15 protein-coding genes and 1 pseudogene are annotated in these 14,302 nt (G+C 72.0%); 13 read left to right on the forward strand and 3 right to left on the reverse strand.

The window, feature by feature from the left end; genetic code table 11:
* From ABT085_RS33355 to secD, 4 genes and pseudogenes are all read left to right on the forward strand, one after another.
* Window positions 1-159 (forward strand): annotated as a pseudogene (locus ABT085_RS33355) (sensor histidine kinase); the annotation flags it as partial.
* Between the two features lie 2 nt (window positions 160-161).
* A complete protein-coding gene (locus ABT085_RS33360) occupies window positions 162-821 on the forward strand; it encodes a response regulator (RefSeq protein ID WP_351616482.1) in 660 nt (219 codons plus the stop codon).
* A gap of 112 nt (window positions 822-933) precedes the next feature.
* The gene (locus ABT085_RS33365) at window positions 934-1,437 is read left to right on the forward strand and encodes a hypothetical protein (protein WP_351616485.1); all 504 of its coding nucleotides are present in this window, start codon (window positions 934-936) and stop codon (window positions 1,435-1,437) included.
* Window positions 1,438-1,512: 75 nt separating this feature from the next.
* A complete protein-coding gene (gene secD / locus ABT085_RS33370; RefSeq protein ID WP_351616488.1) occupies window positions 1,513-3,765 on the forward strand; it encodes a protein translocase subunit SecD in 2,253 nt (750 codons plus the stop codon).
* 37 nt (window positions 3,766-3,802) lie between these two features.
* Here the strand turns inward: secD and ABT085_RS33375 are convergent, their stop codons facing one another.
* The gene (locus ABT085_RS33375) at window positions 3,803-4,075 is read right to left on the reverse strand and encodes a hypothetical protein (RefSeq protein WP_351616491.1); all 273 of its coding nucleotides are present in this window, start codon (window positions 4,073-4,075) and stop codon (window positions 3,803-3,805) included.
* 264 nt (window positions 4,076-4,339) lie between these two features.
* The gene (locus ABT085_RS33380) at window positions 4,340-4,564 is read right to left on the reverse strand and encodes a hypothetical protein (RefSeq protein WP_351616517.1); all 225 of its coding nucleotides are present in this window, start codon (window positions 4,562-4,564) and stop codon (window positions 4,340-4,342) included.
* Window positions 4,565-4,794: 230 nt separating this feature from the next.
* Between ABT085_RS33380 and ABT085_RS33385 the strand changes: the two genes are divergently transcribed.
* The 6 genes from ABT085_RS33385 to ABT085_RS33410 all read left to right on the forward strand — a co-directional run bounded on the left by ABT085_RS33385 (window position 4,795) and on the right by ABT085_RS33410 (window position 10,483).
* Window positions 4,795-5,253, forward strand: coding sequence for a DUF5707 domain-containing protein (locus ABT085_RS33385; protein WP_351616493.1), 459 nt, complete (start codon window positions 4,795-4,797; stop codon window positions 5,251-5,253).
* Between the two features lie 142 nt (window positions 5,254-5,395).
* Window positions 5,396-6,397, forward strand: coding sequence for a GNAT family N-acetyltransferase (locus ABT085_RS33390; RefSeq protein WP_351616496.1), 1,002 nt, complete (start codon window positions 5,396-5,398; stop codon window positions 6,395-6,397).
* A 74-nt stretch (window positions 6,398-6,471) separates the two neighbouring features.
* Window positions 6,472-7,782, forward strand: a complete 1,311-nt coding sequence (locus tag ABT085_RS33395) for an ABC transporter substrate-binding protein (RefSeq protein WP_351616498.1) — start codon at window positions 6,472-6,474, stop codon at window positions 7,780-7,782.
* Window positions 7,776-8,735, forward strand: coding sequence for a carbohydrate ABC transporter permease (locus ABT085_RS33400; protein WP_351616501.1), 960 nt, complete (start codon window positions 7,776-7,778; stop codon window positions 8,733-8,735). The genes ABT085_RS33395 and ABT085_RS33400 overlap by 7 nt, the downstream gene beginning before the upstream one ends.
* A complete protein-coding gene (locus ABT085_RS33405) occupies window positions 8,732-9,601 on the forward strand; it encodes a carbohydrate ABC transporter permease (RefSeq protein ID WP_351616503.1) in 870 nt (289 codons plus the stop codon). Before ABT085_RS33400 ends, ABT085_RS33405 begins: the two co-directional genes overlap by 4 nt.
* Window positions 9,602-9,742: 141 nt before the next feature.
* Window positions 9,743-10,483, forward strand: coding sequence for an esterase/lipase family protein (locus ABT085_RS33410; RefSeq protein WP_351616505.1), 741 nt, complete (start codon window positions 9,743-9,745; stop codon window positions 10,481-10,483).
* Here the strand turns inward: ABT085_RS33410 and ABT085_RS33415 are convergent.
* A complete protein-coding gene (locus tag ABT085_RS33415; protein ID WP_351616507.1) occupies window positions 10,429-10,878 on the reverse strand; it encodes a hypothetical protein in 450 nt (149 codons plus the stop codon). The two genes, ABT085_RS33410 and ABT085_RS33415, sit on opposite strands and share 55 nt — an antisense overlap.
* 199 nt (window positions 10,879-11,077) lie before the next feature.
* Here ABT085_RS33415 and ABT085_RS33420 point away from each other — a divergent pair, with 199 nt between their 5' ends.
* The 3 genes from ABT085_RS33420 to ABT085_RS33430 all read left to right on the forward strand — a co-directional run bounded on the left by ABT085_RS33420 (window position 11,078) and on the right by ABT085_RS33430 (window position 14,281).
* The gene (locus ABT085_RS33420; RefSeq protein WP_351616510.1) at window positions 11,078-11,776 is read left to right on the forward strand and encodes a beta-glucanase; all 699 of its coding nucleotides are present in this window, start codon (window positions 11,078-11,080) and stop codon (window positions 11,774-11,776) included.
* 172 nt (window positions 11,777-11,948) lie between these two features.
* Window positions 11,949-13,661 (forward strand): PHP domain-containing protein, encoded by a 1,713-nt coding sequence (locus ABT085_RS33425; protein ID WP_351616512.1) that lies wholly within the window; start codon window positions 11,949-11,951, stop codon window positions 13,659-13,661.
* Window positions 13,658-14,281, forward strand: coding sequence for a hypothetical protein (locus ABT085_RS33430; protein ID WP_351616514.1), 624 nt, complete (start codon window positions 13,658-13,660; stop codon window positions 14,279-14,281). The genes ABT085_RS33425 and ABT085_RS33430 overlap by 4 nt, the downstream gene beginning before the upstream one ends.
* Window positions 14,282-14,302: the final 21 nt, after the last annotated feature.

Below are 14,302 nucleotides of genomic sequence, written 5' to 3' on the forward strand. Positions count from 1 at the left end.
GACGACGGCCGTGGGAGCGCCGTCGTCCGCGAGGGCGCCGGGATCCGCGGGATGCGCGAGCGGGCCCTGCTGATCGGGGCGACGCTCGACATCACCTCAGGGCCTACGGCCGGTACCCAGGTCCGGCTGACCGTGCCCACCAGCCCCAGAAAGCCGTGACCATGACCGAAACACCGACGATCCGGATCCTGCTCGCCGACGACCACGCGCTGGTACGACGCGGGGTGCGGCTCATCCTCGACGGCGAACCCGACCTCGAAGTCGTCGCCGAGGCCGGGGACGGCGCCGAGGCCGTCGCCCTGGCCCGCACCCACCAGGTCGACCTGGCCGTCCTGGACATCGCGATGCCCCGGATGACCGGTCTCCAGGCCGCCCGCGAACTTCTCACGGTCAAGCCCGGCGTGCGGGTCCTGATGCTGACGATGCACGACAACGAGCAGTACTTCTTCCAGGCGCTCAAGGCCGGGGCCGGCGGGTACGTGCTGAAGTCCGTGGCAGACCGCGACCTGGTCGCCGCCTGCCGGGCCGCCATGCGCGACGAGCCGTTCCTCTACCCCGGCGCGGTCACCGCCCTCGTCCGCAACTACCTCGACCGTGTCCATGACGGCGAGGAACCCCCGGACCAGGTGCTGACACCCCGGGAGGAGGAGGTGCTCAAGCTCGTGGCCGAGGGCCACTCCTCCAAGGAGATCGCGGAGTTGCTGTTCATCAGCATCAAGACCGTCCACCGGCACCGGGAGAACCTCCTGCACAAGCTCGGGATGCGCGACCGCCTGGGGCTCACGCGCTATGCCATCCGGGCCGGCCTCATCGAACCCTGACCGCCGGCCCCTTCCGACTGCCTCAAGGCTCCGGCCGTCCACTCCCCCGCCGGGGCCTTGAGGCGCACCTCCCCAGGACCAGCGCCCACCGCAGCCGAAGCGAGGACGACGTATGGCACGCTCCTCGCACACCCCCGCACGCTCGCGTGCCCCCGGGGCGACTGCGGTGATCGCGGTCCTTCTCGCCGTACTCACCGCACTCACCGCCCTGCTCACCGAGGCGGCACCCGCCGGCGCGTCACCGACCGCATCCGCATCCGCGCCACCCGCCACATCCGCGTCCGCGCCAAGGGCCGTATCCGCGCCACCCTCCGTATCCGCGTCCGCATCCGCGTCGCCGGCCGCGGCCGGACCGGCTGCCGCGACCGCTCGGGCCGAGCGCGGGCACCACGCGGACGATCCGCATCCGGCCCTCCACGCCGGTGCGGCACGCGTCCAGTGCCCCTCCCCCGGCGAGCGCCGCTCCCCGCCGCCCGTGCTCGGCACCCCGGGCCGTACGAGCGACACGCTGCCGCCCGCGGTCGACGCGCCCGCCCCGGCGGTGCCCGCGGCCACCGCCACCCACCCGACGCGCCACCTCCGCCTGCGGGCACCTCCAGGACGGCCGGGCATCTGACCCCGCGCTCGCCGCCCCGTCTTTCCCCCGCCGTGGACCACGCGCTGGCCGCGGCATGCCCGCCAAAGGACCGTCGTGAACCGATCCCTGCACCTCAGAGGGCTGATCGCCCTCGCCGCCATCGCCGTGTCGCTGTATGTCGCGCTCACGGTGCCCGTCCATCTCGGCCTCGATCTGCGCGGCGGCACGCAGATCGTCCTCCAGACCAGGCCGACCGCCGCGGACGGCGACACCGTCGACGCGGACGGCGCGACCGCCGACGCCGACGCCGTCGAGCGCACCGTCGAAGTGCTGCGCGATCGCATCGACGCGCTCGGGGTCGCCGAACCCGGCATCGTCGGCTCCGGCAGCAACCGGATCATCGTCGAACTGCCCGGTGTGCAGGACCCGGCGAAGGCCGCCGAGGTCCTCGGCCGTACCGCCCAGCTCACCTTCCACCCGGTCGCCGGTATCGCTTCCGACACCGACGAGGTCACCGGACCGCTGTCCGGTCAGGCCCGCCCACTGGTGCTGCCCGACGAGTCCGGGCAGCTTCTGCGCCTGGAGGCCGCCGCGCTGACCGGCAAGGACGTCCGGAAGGCCGCCGCGCGCTTCGACCAGCAGAGCGGTGCCGGATGGCACGTCACCGTCGACTTCGAGGGCTCCGGCAAGGACGGCTGGGCCGGCCTGACCGGTGCGGCCGCCTGCCATCCGGCGGGGCACCCGTCCCGCCGGGTCGCCATCGTCCTCGACGACAGGATCGTCTCCTCACCACAGGTCGACCCGTCCGTGGCCTGCCGCTCCGGCATCGCCGGCGGTTCCACGCAGATCACCGGTTCCTTCGACGACGCGGAGGCCAGGGAACTGGCGCTGCTCATCAACGGCGGAGCCCTGCCCGTGCCGGTGGAGATCGTCGAACAGCGCACGGTCGGCCCCACCCTCGGAGCCGCGGCCATCACGGCGAGCGCCTGGGCCGCCGTCATCGGCACGGCGCTGACCTCGCTGTTCATCATCGCCGTCTACCGGTTCCTGGGCCTGCTCGCCACCGTGTCCCTGGCCTGCTACGGCCTGGTCTCCTACGCGGCCCTGGCCGCCCTCGGCGCCACCCTCACCCTGCCGGGTCTCGCCGGGTTCGTACTGGCCATCGGCATGGCCGTCGACGCCAACGTGCTGGTCTTCGAACGCGCCCGTGAGGAGTACGCCTCCCGGCTGCGCACCACCCCCCGCTCATCGCTGACCGCCGGATTCCGCGGCGCCCTCAGCGCGATCGCCGACTCCAACATCACCACTCTCATCGCCGCCGGCCTGCTCTTCTTCCTCGCCTCCGGACCCGTGCGCGGCTTCGGCGTCACTCTGGGCATCGGCGTGCTCGCCTCCATGCTCAGCGCACTGGTCGTCACCCGTGTGCTCGCGGAGTACGCCGCCGCCCGCTCCTGGGCACGCCGGCGCCCCGGTCTCTTCGGTGTCGCGCACACCGGCGCCGTCCGCGACCGGCTCAGCCGCAGAAACCCGCAGCTGATGCGCCACCCGCGCAGATGGCTGGCCGCGTCCGCCGTCGCCCTCGTCCTGGCCGCCTCCGGGATCGCGCTGCGCGGTCTCGACCTCGGCGTCGAGTTCACCGGTGGGCGTCTCGTCGAGTACACCACCGCCACCGCCGTCGACCCCGACCGGGCGCGCTCCTCACTCGCCGACGCGGGCTTTCCCGACGCCGTCGTGCAGACCTCCGGGGACGACCGACTCACCGTACGGACTGGCCCGCTGACGGATGATCAGAAGGCGGGTGCCACCGAGGTCGTCCGCGGCCTGGCCGACGGTGCCGAGGTCCTCCGCGACGAGAGCATCGGCCCCAGCCTCGGCAAGGAGCTCCGCCAAGGCGCGCTCATCGCCCTCGCGGTCGCCCTCGGGGCCCAACTCGTCTACCTGGCCGCGCGCTTCCGCTGGCTGTTCGCCAGCGCCTCGGTCGCGGCCCTGGCCCACGACGTGGTGATTCTCACCGGTGTCTTCGCCTGGCTCGGCAAACCCGTCGACGGTGTCTTCCTGGCCGCGCTGCTGACCGTCATCGGCTACTCCGTCAACGACTCCGTCGTCGTCTTCGACCGGGTCAGGGAACTCGGCCACCACCGCAGAACGCCGTTCGCCGAGGTCACCAACCGGGCGCTCCTGCAAACCCTGCCGCGCACCGTCAACACCGGCATGGGTGCCGCGTTCGTCCTGACCGCGCTGGCCGTGCTCGGCGGTGACACCCTCACCGACTTCGCCCTGGCGCTGCTCATCGGCCTTGCGGTCGGCACCTATTCCTCCATGTTCACGGCCGCACCGCTGGCCGTCGCGCTGCACCAGCGCGGCTGAGGTCCCTCGTCAGGACAGGTTGGCTGCCACCCGGCCGTCAGGGCGGGTTGGCAGCCATCCGGCAGGCGCCGGTCGCGGCACCGCCCGGCACGCCGAGCGCGCCCAGGGCGTCGGCACAGCCGCGGAGGTCATTGTGGACGCCCCGGGTGCACGCGGCGTTCACGGTGTCGGTGACTTCGACGCCCGTCTGCCGGACCATATTGGTACAGGCCGGGATGTCCGCCCGGGCGGCGGGTGCGACGAGGACCGCGCCGCCGAGCACAAGCATCAGACCGGTGAGGACACCGGCGGCATGGGCCGATGTACGCATGGCGGGTACCTGCTCTCCAGGGTCGGTGGAACTCGCGGATCCGACACCGGACAGCGGACACGGCGGGTGCGCCGGGCAGCGGACACGACGGGTGCACGACACCTCACCCAGGGCCCGTGCCCGGGCCCGCACCCGCCCGTTCGCCGCGTTCGCCGGGCGGAACCGCCCCTCCTCACCTCCGACGCTAGAACAGCCCGCCACCACGCGCACCCTGGCCCGGCCCCGTCGTCCCCGCTCACCCGGGTCACGGCGCCGGCCGGTGTCTCACTCGCGCTGCGTGGCGAACAGTTCCAGATGCGCGCAGGCGGGGCAGCGGTAGGCCTCGATCGTCCAGCGCGGGCGGCCCAGCCTCTTGACCCCGCCCAGCGGGCCTCGCTGAAGAGGGCCTTCGATCCATCGCGCGTTGCCCCGGGCGCCCTGCCCCGAGTCCTCGATGAAGCCCGGCTCCAGCCCCACCGTGCCGCAGCGGGTGCACTGTATGTCGTTCATCATGTCCTTCATCGGGCGAGTGTATGAACCGGCCGTCGGCGGCGGCCACGAGGGTGGCACGCCGCCCATCCGCACGCTTCAGGACCGCCCCGGGGCCGCACAGCACCGTACCCACGCGGAGTTGAGTATGTGCGCTCATGTCCGGCAGGACCGCCCGCGGCGAGTATCGACGCAACGGCGCGGTCGAGGAACGGCAGCGCGAAACAGCTGACACAGTTACGGAGAATCACATGTCCCGACGTATGGCTCTGTCCGTGGCCACCGGTGTTGTCGTCCTCGGCGGCGTGGGGGCCGGTGCCCTGGCGCTCGCCTACGCCGGGGATCAGCCGCCGGCGATCTCGGACAGCAGCGCCCGTTACACCGCTCCCGTCGGCGGCCGCGACGGCTCGCTGACGTTCGTCGCGGACGTCTCGGCGTCCTCCGGTGTCAGGAGCGTGAAGGTGCTGGCCTGGCCGGAGGACTCCTCCCTCGCCGAGAAGCGGCCCACCGCGAAGGACATGGCCGCCGTGGAGTCGGCGATCTGCAAGCCCTCCGGGCAGGACACCGTGCGCTGCACCTACACGGCCGTGGTCGCCCGGTCGGACGTCCAGTCGTCGCCGCACGGTGTCTGGCACGTCGCCGTGCTGGCCACCGCCAAGGACGGCACGACCACCCTGGACGACAAGGCGGCCGACTTCACCGTCGGGTGAACCGGACGCGACCGAGGGCAGTGATCCCGCGACTGCGGCCACGTCCGGCGTGTCCCATGGGAACGTAATTGCATAATTCCGGGGCATAACAGAATATTTTCCAGCTACCGCTACGAGATCTCACCGGCGGACGGGGCAGAGCATGAGCACGGACGACCCGTTGACGACCGGTCTCGCCACGCGGTCCCGGGCCGGGATCCGCGGCTTTCGCGTGGGCGACGGCCCGCGGGTGGTGGAGGCGTGGCGCCGGAGCCTGCCGGCCGACCCGGTCACCCGGGACCGCTTCCGCTCCCTGGTGCTGCTCGACGCCAACTTCGATCCGGAGGGGCTGCGGATCGCCGTCGACGGCGACCGGATCGTCGGCGCCGCCTACGCGGTGCGCCGGCTGACCCCGTTGCACGGCGCCGACCTGGAGCCGCGGCAGGGCTGGATCCCGTTCTTCTTCGTCGACCCGGTCGCCCGCGGGCAGGGCCTCGGCCGGCGGCTGCTGACCGACGCCCTCGACTGGCTGCACGGTCACGGCCGTACCCGGGTGGACTTCTCCTCGTACACCCCCAACTACGTCCTCCCCGGCCTGGACGCCACGGCCTACCCGGAGGCGGCCCGGCTCCTGCCCTCCCTGGGATTTCGCACCCGGTACGAGGCGACGGCGATGGACCTCGGCCTGGTCGGCTACCGCCTGCCTGCGGAGGTCGCGCGACGCCTGGAGGAACTGGCCGCGCAGGACTACCGGTTCGCCACTCCGTCCGACGACGACCTGGTGGAGCTGGTCGCGCTCGCCGGGAGCCGCTTCGAGCCGGACTGGGCGCGGACGATCCGGGAGTGCCTGCTCGCGGGCGCGCCGCCCGACCGCATCGTCGTCGTCCGGGCCCCTTCGGGCCGTCTGGCCGGCTGGGCGATGCACGGGGCGTACGCGTCGACGGTCGAGCGGTTCGGCCCGTTCGGTGTCGTGGAGGAGATGCGCGGCAACGGACTCGGCGGGGTCCTGCTCCATCTGGTGCTGGAGCGGATGCGGGCGTGCGGCGCCCACTCGGCGTGGTTCCTGTGGACCGGCGAGCGGTCCCCCGCGGCCCGGCTGTACCGCAGGGCCGGGTTCGGGACGACCCGGGTGTTCCAGGTGATGCGCCGGGAGGCCACCCGGTGACACCGCCCCACCACAGTGCCGATCCGGGCCTTTTGGAGCCGACCGATCGGCAAGCCCCGCCGAACCGGGTCAGTTTGAGTCGTCGTCACTTCGTGCTGGCGCTCCCCTCGGCGCTGCTCGCCGCCGGCTGCGCCGCGCCGTACCGGGGCAGCGGACGGCCCGGTGATCCGATCGTGCTCACCCTGCTGTCGCACTACGCGAGCGGCGAGCTCAAGCACGCCCTCCAGGGCCCGGTCGACGAGTGGAACGCCACCCACGACCGGGTCAAGGTGCGTACGGCGGCGGTCGAGTTCACGGATCTGCTGACCGCGTTCATGGTGCGGCAGGCCGCGGGCCAGGGCGCCGACATCATCCACCCGTACTGCCTGTGGAACGGCCAGCTCGTGCGGGCCGGTGTCCTGCGGCCCGCGCCGTCCGGGCACGCCGAGGAGATCGGGCGCGGCTACGGCACGGCCGCGGTCGACGCCGCGTCGGTGGGCGGCAGGGTGTACGGCTACCCCACCGAGGTGCAGACGTACGCCCTCTACTACAACAAGCGGCTGCTGCGCGCGGCCGGCCTCGGCACCCCGCCGCGCACCTGGCGGGAGCTGGAGGAGGCGGCGTACCGCACCGCGCGCCGGGACCGGTACGGCAACACGCTCGTCCAGGGGTTCGGGCTGTCGACGTACGACGACTCCACCACCGTCGGCCAGACCCTCGCGCTGCTCGACGCGGCCGGCGGCTCGTTCGTCTCGGCGGACGGCCGGAGCACCGCCGTCGACTCGCCCGCCGGCCGTGCCGTGTTCGAGCTGGAGCACCGTCTCGTCGTCAACGGCGCGAGCAGCCCCGGCATCAACGTCTACAAGGCGTTCCAGTCCGGGCAGGCGGCCATGGTGATCAGCGCCGGCTGGTGGACGGCGAGTCTGCGGGCCGGGATGGGCCGGGACTACGGCGATGTCGGTGTCGCGCCCGTGCCCGTCCCGCGGGCGGGCGACCGGCCCGGGACGCTCTGCACCGGCTTCATGATGGGGGTCAACACGGCCAGTGAACACCCGCGCGAGGCCTGGGAGTTCCTGCGCTGGCTCAACACCGAGAAGGTGGGCGCGCGGACCGCCGGGCAGGGCGCGGTGGCGACCCGGATGAGCTCCCTGCAGGTGTCGGTCGGCTCCCTGACCGGCCGCGCCGACGACATGGGGACGCTGGGCGCGGGCGGCGATCCGAACCTGCGCCCGTTCCGGGAGGCGCTGGCGTACGCCGTCCCGGAGCCCAATGTGCCGGGCGCACAGCAGGCCAAGTCACTGTTGCGCAAGAACATCGAGGCGTTGTGGACCGGTCAGCACTCGGTCGACGAGGCGCTGCGCGCCGTCCGCCGTCAGGTCGACCAGGAGGTGTCGCGGTCATGGTGAACGTGCTGACGCCGGAGCGGGCCGAGCGGGCGCACGGCCCGCGGCCCGCCGCGCCGGCCGTCCCGGCCCGCGGCCGGACCCGCCGCCGCCAGACCGTCGTGGCCTATCTGTTCCTGGCGCCGACGCTGCTGTTCTTCGCCGTCTTCCTGTTCCTGCCGCTCGGCTTCGCGCTGCTGCTGTCCCTGTCGCACTGGTCGGGGTTCGACCTCGGCGACATCCGTCCCGCCGGCGCGGACAACTTCACCGGTCTGTTCGCGGACGGATCGACGTTCCTGGCGCCCGTCCTCACCAACACGCTGCTGTTCGCCCTGGGCACGGTGGTGCTCGCGCTGGCCGGCTCGCTGACCGTCGCCACCTGCATCGGCAATCTGCGGTTCCAGGGGCTGTGGCGCACTTTGTACTTCCTGCCCATCGTGACGACGGTCGTCGCCGTCGGCAACGTGTGGAAGTACATGTACGAGCCGGGCGGCCTGGTCAACGGCGTGCTCAACGCTCTCGGACTCGACTCGATGGCGTTCCTCCAGGACCCGGACACCGCGCTGCCCTCGGTCGTGGTCGTACAGGCCTGGGCGTCGGTCGGCACGGCGATCCTCGTCCTCACGGCCGGGCTGAAGTCCATTCCCGAGTCGTACTACGAGGCCGCGGCGCTCGACGGCGCCGGGCCCGTCACCGTCTTCTGGCGAATCACCCTGCCGCTGCTGCGGCCGTCGCTGTTGCTCGTGTGCGTCACCCAGCTCGTCACCGGCCTCCAGTCGTTCGCGCTGATCGTCGTGATGACCAGGGGAGGGCCGGGCGACGCGACCGACGTGGCCGCCCTGGAGATGTACCGGCAGGCCTTCTCCTACGGCGACTGGGGCACGGCGAGCGCCGCCGCGTTCGTGCTGTTCGCGGTGGTCCTCGCGGTCACCCTGCTCCAGTTGTGGATCTTCCGGCGCGGCGGGGAGGACGCGTGAACCGCCGCCGCTTTCCGTGGCTGTCGTATCTGGTGGTGGTGACCGGCGCCGTACTGACGGTGGTGCCGTTCCTCGACATGGTGATGACGTCCTTCAAGGGGCCCGGCGAGTCCGGCACCCTGCCGTACCGGTTCCTGCCCGAGGCGTTCGACCTGGACAACTACCGGGCGGCGATGGACCAGCTCGATCTGCCGGTGCTCTTTCGCAACAGCGTCGTCGCCACCGCCCTGATCACCGGTTCGGTGCTGCTCACTTCGTCGCTCGCCGGCTACGCGCTCGCCAAACTCCGCTTCCCCGGCCGGGATCTCATCTTCCGGCTGGTGCTGTCGACGATGATGTTCCCCCCGTTCCTGTTCTTCGTCCCGCGCTTCCTGATCCTGGCGCACTGGCCGCTGGCGGGCGGCAACGACCTGTACGGGCACGGCGGGGCGGGGCTGACCGTCAGTGTCTGCGCGCTCGCCGTGCCGTTCCTCGTCAACGGCTTCGGGATCTTCCTGATGCGTCAGTTCGTGGTCTCGATCCCGGACGAGGTGCTGGAGGCCGCCCGGATCGACGGTGCCGGCGAGTTCGCCGTGTGGTGGCGGATCGTGGTGCCGCAGACCAAGCCGGTCCTGGTGACGCTCGGTCTGCTCACCTTCGTCGACGCCTGGAACGAGTACATCTGGGCACTGCTGGTCTCTACCGCCGACCCGGACGTGATGACGCTGCCCGTCGGCATCCAGCTGCTCCAGGACTACGTCGACCCGACCCGCACGATGCCGATCGTGATGGCGGGTCTGGTCCTGAGCGTCCTGCCGGTGCTGGTCCTCTTCCTGCTGCTGCAGAGGTACTACGTCCGCGGCGTGCTGCTCAGCGGCCTCAAGTGAGACCGGCCGATCCGCGGGCGGCCCGCGGGTCCCGGAGCGTCCGGGACCGCCGCGGACACTGGTGATTCAGCCGATGGCGTCCGCGTCCCGCCCCACGACTCTGGTCGGGTCAAGCACCCGCATCCTCGTCTGGAGGGATCCATGCGTCGTCGTTCCCCGCGCCGGCTTCTCGGCGTTCTCGCGGCCTGCGCGGTCGCGTTCACCCTGTTCTCCTCGGCGTCGACGGCCGGCGCGGCCGAGCCCGCGACCGTCTCCGCCGCGCGGGCGGCCGACGCGGCCGCGCAGCCGCTGTCGACGAGCACGCCGGTCGTGTTCGTCCACGGGTACACCGGCAACGCCTCCAACTGGGTCACCGCCATGGCCGTCTTCCAGGCCAACGGCTGGTCCAGCTCCAACCTGTTCGCCTACGAGTACAACTCCTACGGCAACAACATCACCAACGCGCAGGGCCTGGCCACCTTCGTCGACAACGTGAAGGCCCGCACCGGCGCGAGCAAGGTCGCCATCGTCAACCACTCGATGGGCGGCCTGGTCAGCCAGTACTACCTGAAGGTGCTGGGCGGCAACACCAGCGTCAGCCACCTCGCCTCGATCGCCGGCGCCAACCACGGGACGACGTACGCCGGCGCCTGTCTGATCTACACGACGTGCCAGCAGATGTACCCGGGCTCCTCGTTCATCGCCCAGATCACCGCGGGCGACGAGACGCCGGGTGCCACCAAGTACGCCACCTGGTACTCGGCGTGCGACGGCATCATCATCCCGTACACCAGCACGAAGCTGGACGGCGCGACGAACAACAACGTGGCCTGCCAGACCCACATCGGCTATCTCACCGACACGACCGTACTCGGCGAGATCGCCCGCTTCGTCGCCTCCTGACCCGCCCCGCCACGAGGCACCCGGGACGAACCGCCCGGCCGGCCGCCGTCGCGTCCCTCGCCCGTCCCCTTCCCCGGCGCTCGTGCTGCGGGGGAAGGGGACGGGCCGGTGCCGGAGGGGCGGCCGGCCAGTCCAAGAAGGCAGCCGCTCGACCCGGTCGCCGCCGAACTGTCGTAGACGTCCACCACCAGCCGGAACGGCCTGCGCAGCCCCCGCAGGAACAGCAGTCCCCTGAGCCCGACGAAGGCGAAGGCCCCCATGAACCACACCAGCGCCCGCCATCCGGCGCCGCCGCTCGCGACCAGCCAGACACCGCAGACCGCCTCCAGCGCCAGCGCCCAGCCGGCCATCCGCAGACCTCTGCGCCGCACCCGCCCCCGCTTCGTGAACTCCATCCCCCGCCCCTTCCGACACCGTTCGGTGCGTGGAGCGTGCTCCTTCCCGGCGTCGGACCGGTGAACTCCGTGGCACGGAACGGCGTCACCCGCCCGGGTGATTCCGGCGGCCTCCACTCCCCGTAACCGCATGGCTGTTGCCGCTCGGGGGATGAATCCGGCATCCGATGCGGTTCCCGGCGCCACAAGGAGCCCCTGCGTGCGCTCAGTCGTCTTCACAGCTGATTTCAGCTCCGCGCACCAGTGGGTCGCGGGGCGTTCCAGGGCCTATCCCGACGGCGGCCCGACCAATACCGGCGACAACAAACTGGACCATCTCACCGCCGACCCCGAATACTCGCGCACGGGCACGTTCCGCGCCCGCCGCCGGGCCGACGGGCTGTGGGACACGGGACTGCTCACCACGGAGGAGAGCGCCGAGGGCTTCATGGTCCGCAGCGGAGACCGCCTGGACACCACGGTCCGGCTGCCCACCGCGCCGGGTGCGTGGCCGGCGATCTGGACCTGGCGGGACGGCGGGAACGAGGTGGACGTCTTCGAGTACCACCCGGACAACCCCGACCTGCTGGAGCTCAGCAACCACGTACGCCGCGGGTACACCTACGTACGTGACGCGGCCGTCCGCCCCGGCGGTGTCGTCGACCTGAGCGTGACGTTCGGCGCGCGCAGCGTGATCTGGGAGCTCAACGGCAGGCAGGTCTTCGCCGACGGACGCGGCGTCGGCTCCCGGTGGCGCGCCCACCTCATCGTCAACCTCTCCGTGTGCGCCGGGCGTTACCACCCCACCCCGGACCCCGACGTCACCGAGATGTCATACGCGGTCACGAGCCTGGTGGTCCATCGCCCCCGGGGAGTCCTCCAGGAGCCGGAGGGCGAGGAACCTCTGCAGGCCTGCTGAGCCCCGCGCACGCCGGGTACCGGGCCGCTCACGCCCAGGTGGCCGAATTGCTCTCGCTGCACATGCTTCGTTCTTGATGTCACCATCATCCCGCACCCCTGCGTTCACGAAGGCTTCTCAGACTCTGCACGTCCCCCGGCGTGTACGCCCTGGTTACCAGCGGGAGTTGAGCATGAGTCACGGCCACAGCCATGACCACGGTCACGGTCACCACCACCATCACCACGACAGCGGCGAGGCCACGTCGCTGCCGCCGGCCCTCGACCTGTCGGTCCCGGACGAGGAACTGACCCCCGGACAGCTCTCCCGGCGCTCCATGCTGCGCCGCACGGGTCTGCTCGGTGCCGGTCTGGCGGCGGGCAGCGTGCTGGGCGGTGCGGGCCAGGCCGCCGCGGCGGCACCCGAGTCACTGGCCGCGCACCACGACGCGCACTCCGGCCGCTACCTGTGGCTCGCCGGTGACCACCACATCCACACCCAGCACAGCTCCGACGCCAAGTACCGGGTCATCGACCACGTCCGCCAGGCGAACGCGCACGGCCTGGACTGGATGGTCATCACCGACCACGGCAGCGTCGCGCACGCCAAGATCGGTGTGGAGAAGGTCAACCCGGACATCGTCGCGGCCCGTGACCAGATCGACGACACGCTCGTCTTCCAGGGGCTGGAGTGGAACATCCCGGCCGCCGAGCACGGCACCGTCTTCGTGCACCCGGGCAAGAACGAGGTCGCGGTGCTGAAGGAGTTCGAGAACTCCTTCGACGGCAGCGTCAGGGGCGCCTCCGCCAGCAGCCCCGCCAACGAGGCGCTCGCCATCTCGGGCCTCAACTTCCTCGCCGAGCAGGTGCAGCGCCGCAAGGTGAAGGACGTGCTGTTCCTCGCCAACCACCCGGCGCGCAAGGGCATCGACTCCCCGCACGAGATCCGCGGCTGGCGTGACGCGCAGCCGAGCATCGCCGTCGGCATGGAGGGCGCCCCCGGCCACCAGGCGGCCGGCATACCCGCCCCGCTGGGCGCGGGCTCCGGTCGTGGCATCTACGACAACAGCCCGAGCGCCGACTCCTTCGGCGGGTACCCGCTGGAGAGCTACCGCACCTGGGGCGGCTTCGACTGGATGACCGCCACCGTGGGCGGTCTGTGGGACAGCCTGCTGGCCGAGGGCAAGCCGTGGTGGGTCACGGCGAACTCCGACTCCCACAACGTGTACGCCGACACCGCGGTCCGTGGCCCGAACAGCAACTTCGACGCCAACGGCCGTTACGAGGACCCGGTCTACGGCGGCACCCTGAACGTCACGGACACCGACTTCTGGCCCGGCCAGTACTCCCGCACGCACGTCGGCGCCGCCTCCTTCTCGTACAAGGCGGTCATGGACGGCATCCGGGCCGGCCGGGTCTGGGTGGACCACGGCGGGCTCATCAGCGGCCTGAACGCGCAGCTGCGCTCCGGAAGCCGCGCGGTCACCCTGGGCGGTGTGCTCACCGTGCGCCGCGGCAGCCAGGTCGACCTGGTCGTCGAGATCAGCCTCGCCAACGGCCCCAACTGGGCCCAGTTCGTGCCGAAGCTGGCCCGGGTCGACGTCGTCCAGGGCGACGTGACCGGTCCGGTCGCCGACAAGGACACGTTCGTCACCCCGGCCACCGAGGTCGTGAAGTCCTTCGAGGTGAACAAGTCCACCGGCGCGGTGCGTCTCACCTACTCCCTCGGCCGGGTGGACAAGCCGGTGTACCTGCGGCTGCGCGGCACCGACGGCAACCGCTCGGCGGTCGGCCTGCGCGGCGCGGCCGTCGACCCGGCCGGTCCGGCGATGGACGTCATCGGCGACGCCGACCCGTGGAAGGACCTGTGGTTCTACTCCAACCCGATGTGGGTCCTGCCCTCATGACACCTGCGCACGGCGCCGCCGGCGTCCACACCGTCATCGGGGTGGACGCCGGCTCGGCGAATCTGCGGGAGGCCGATCACCTGATCCAGCACCTGGTGGACGGGTTCGGCCTCCCGCCGGGGACCGTCGCCTGCACCCATCTGATCCGCACCGACGAGCACCGCAGCACGGCCGTGTCGCTGGCCCTGCCCGACGGCGGGGCGACGGAGGCCGCGTGGACGCGGGTCGTCGACTGGGCGGGTCCGGACACCGGCGCCGCCTTCGGGGAACGCACGCACGGCTCGCCGCGGGCGGCCCGTGCTGCGCGGCTGGCCGCGGAGGAACATGCCGGGCGCCGGGCCGGGCGGGCCGTGTCGTACCCGGGCGTGGACGCTCTCACCGGGACCGTCACCGTGGCCGACCTGCTCGGCCTGAGCGCCGTGGACGAGGTCGTCGTGGTCGGCGCGCCGTCGGCGGACGGCGGCGGGCCCGACCCGGCCACCGCGGTGCACACCCGCGGCCATGTGCGCCCCGAGTGGCGCGACGGCCGGCTCACCCTGGCCCTGGTCCCGGCCGCGGGCGGCACGCTCGCCCCGTTCGAGGTGCCCAACCCCACCCCCTGCTGCGCCGACCACGGGTGACGGCGTCCCCGGAGCTCCAAG

The sequence above is a fragment of the Streptomyces sp. NPDC002265 genome, from assembly GCF_040296125.1.
Lineage (GTDB): Bacteria > Actinomycetota > Actinomycetes > Streptomycetales > Streptomycetaceae > Streptomyces.

Coding starts and splice junctions, on each gene's coding strand:
- ABT085_RS33360 (WP_351616482.1), top strand. CDS start 162: ATGACCGAAACACCGACGATCCGGATCCTGCTCGCCGACGACCACGCG.
- ABT085_RS33365 (WP_351616485.1), top strand. CDS start 934: ATGGCACGCTCCTCGCACACCCCCGCACGCTCGCGTGCCCCCGGGGCG.
- ABT085_RS33375 (WP_351616491.1), bottom strand. CDS start 4,075: ATGCGTACATCGGCCCATGCCGCCGGTGTCCTCACCGGTCTGATGCTT.
- ABT085_RS33380 (WP_351616517.1), bottom strand. CDS start 4,564: ATGAACGACATACAGTGCACCCGCTGCGGCACGGTGGGGCTGGAGCCG.
- ABT085_RS33385 (WP_351616493.1), top strand. CDS start 4,795: ATGTCCCGACGTATGGCTCTGTCCGTGGCCACCGGTGTTGTCGTCCTC.
- ABT085_RS33390 (WP_351616496.1), top strand. CDS start 5,396: ATGAGCACGGACGACCCGTTGACGACCGGTCTCGCCACGCGGTCCCGG.
- ABT085_RS33400 (WP_351616501.1), top strand. CDS start 7,776: ATGGTGAACGTGCTGACGCCGGAGCGGGCCGAGCGGGCGCACGGCCCG.
- ABT085_RS33410 (WP_351616505.1), top strand. CDS start 9,743: ATGCGTCGTCGTTCCCCGCGCCGGCTTCTCGGCGTTCTCGCGGCCTGC.
- ABT085_RS33415 (WP_351616507.1), bottom strand. CDS start 10,878: ATGGAGTTCACGAAGCGGGGGCGGGTGCGGCGCAGAGGTCTGCGGATG.
- ABT085_RS33425 (WP_351616512.1), top strand. CDS start 11,949: ATGAGTCACGGCCACAGCCATGACCACGGTCACGGTCACCACCACCAT.
- ABT085_RS33430 (WP_351616514.1), top strand. CDS start 13,658: ATGACACCTGCGCACGGCGCCGCCGGCGTCCACACCGTCATCGGGGTG.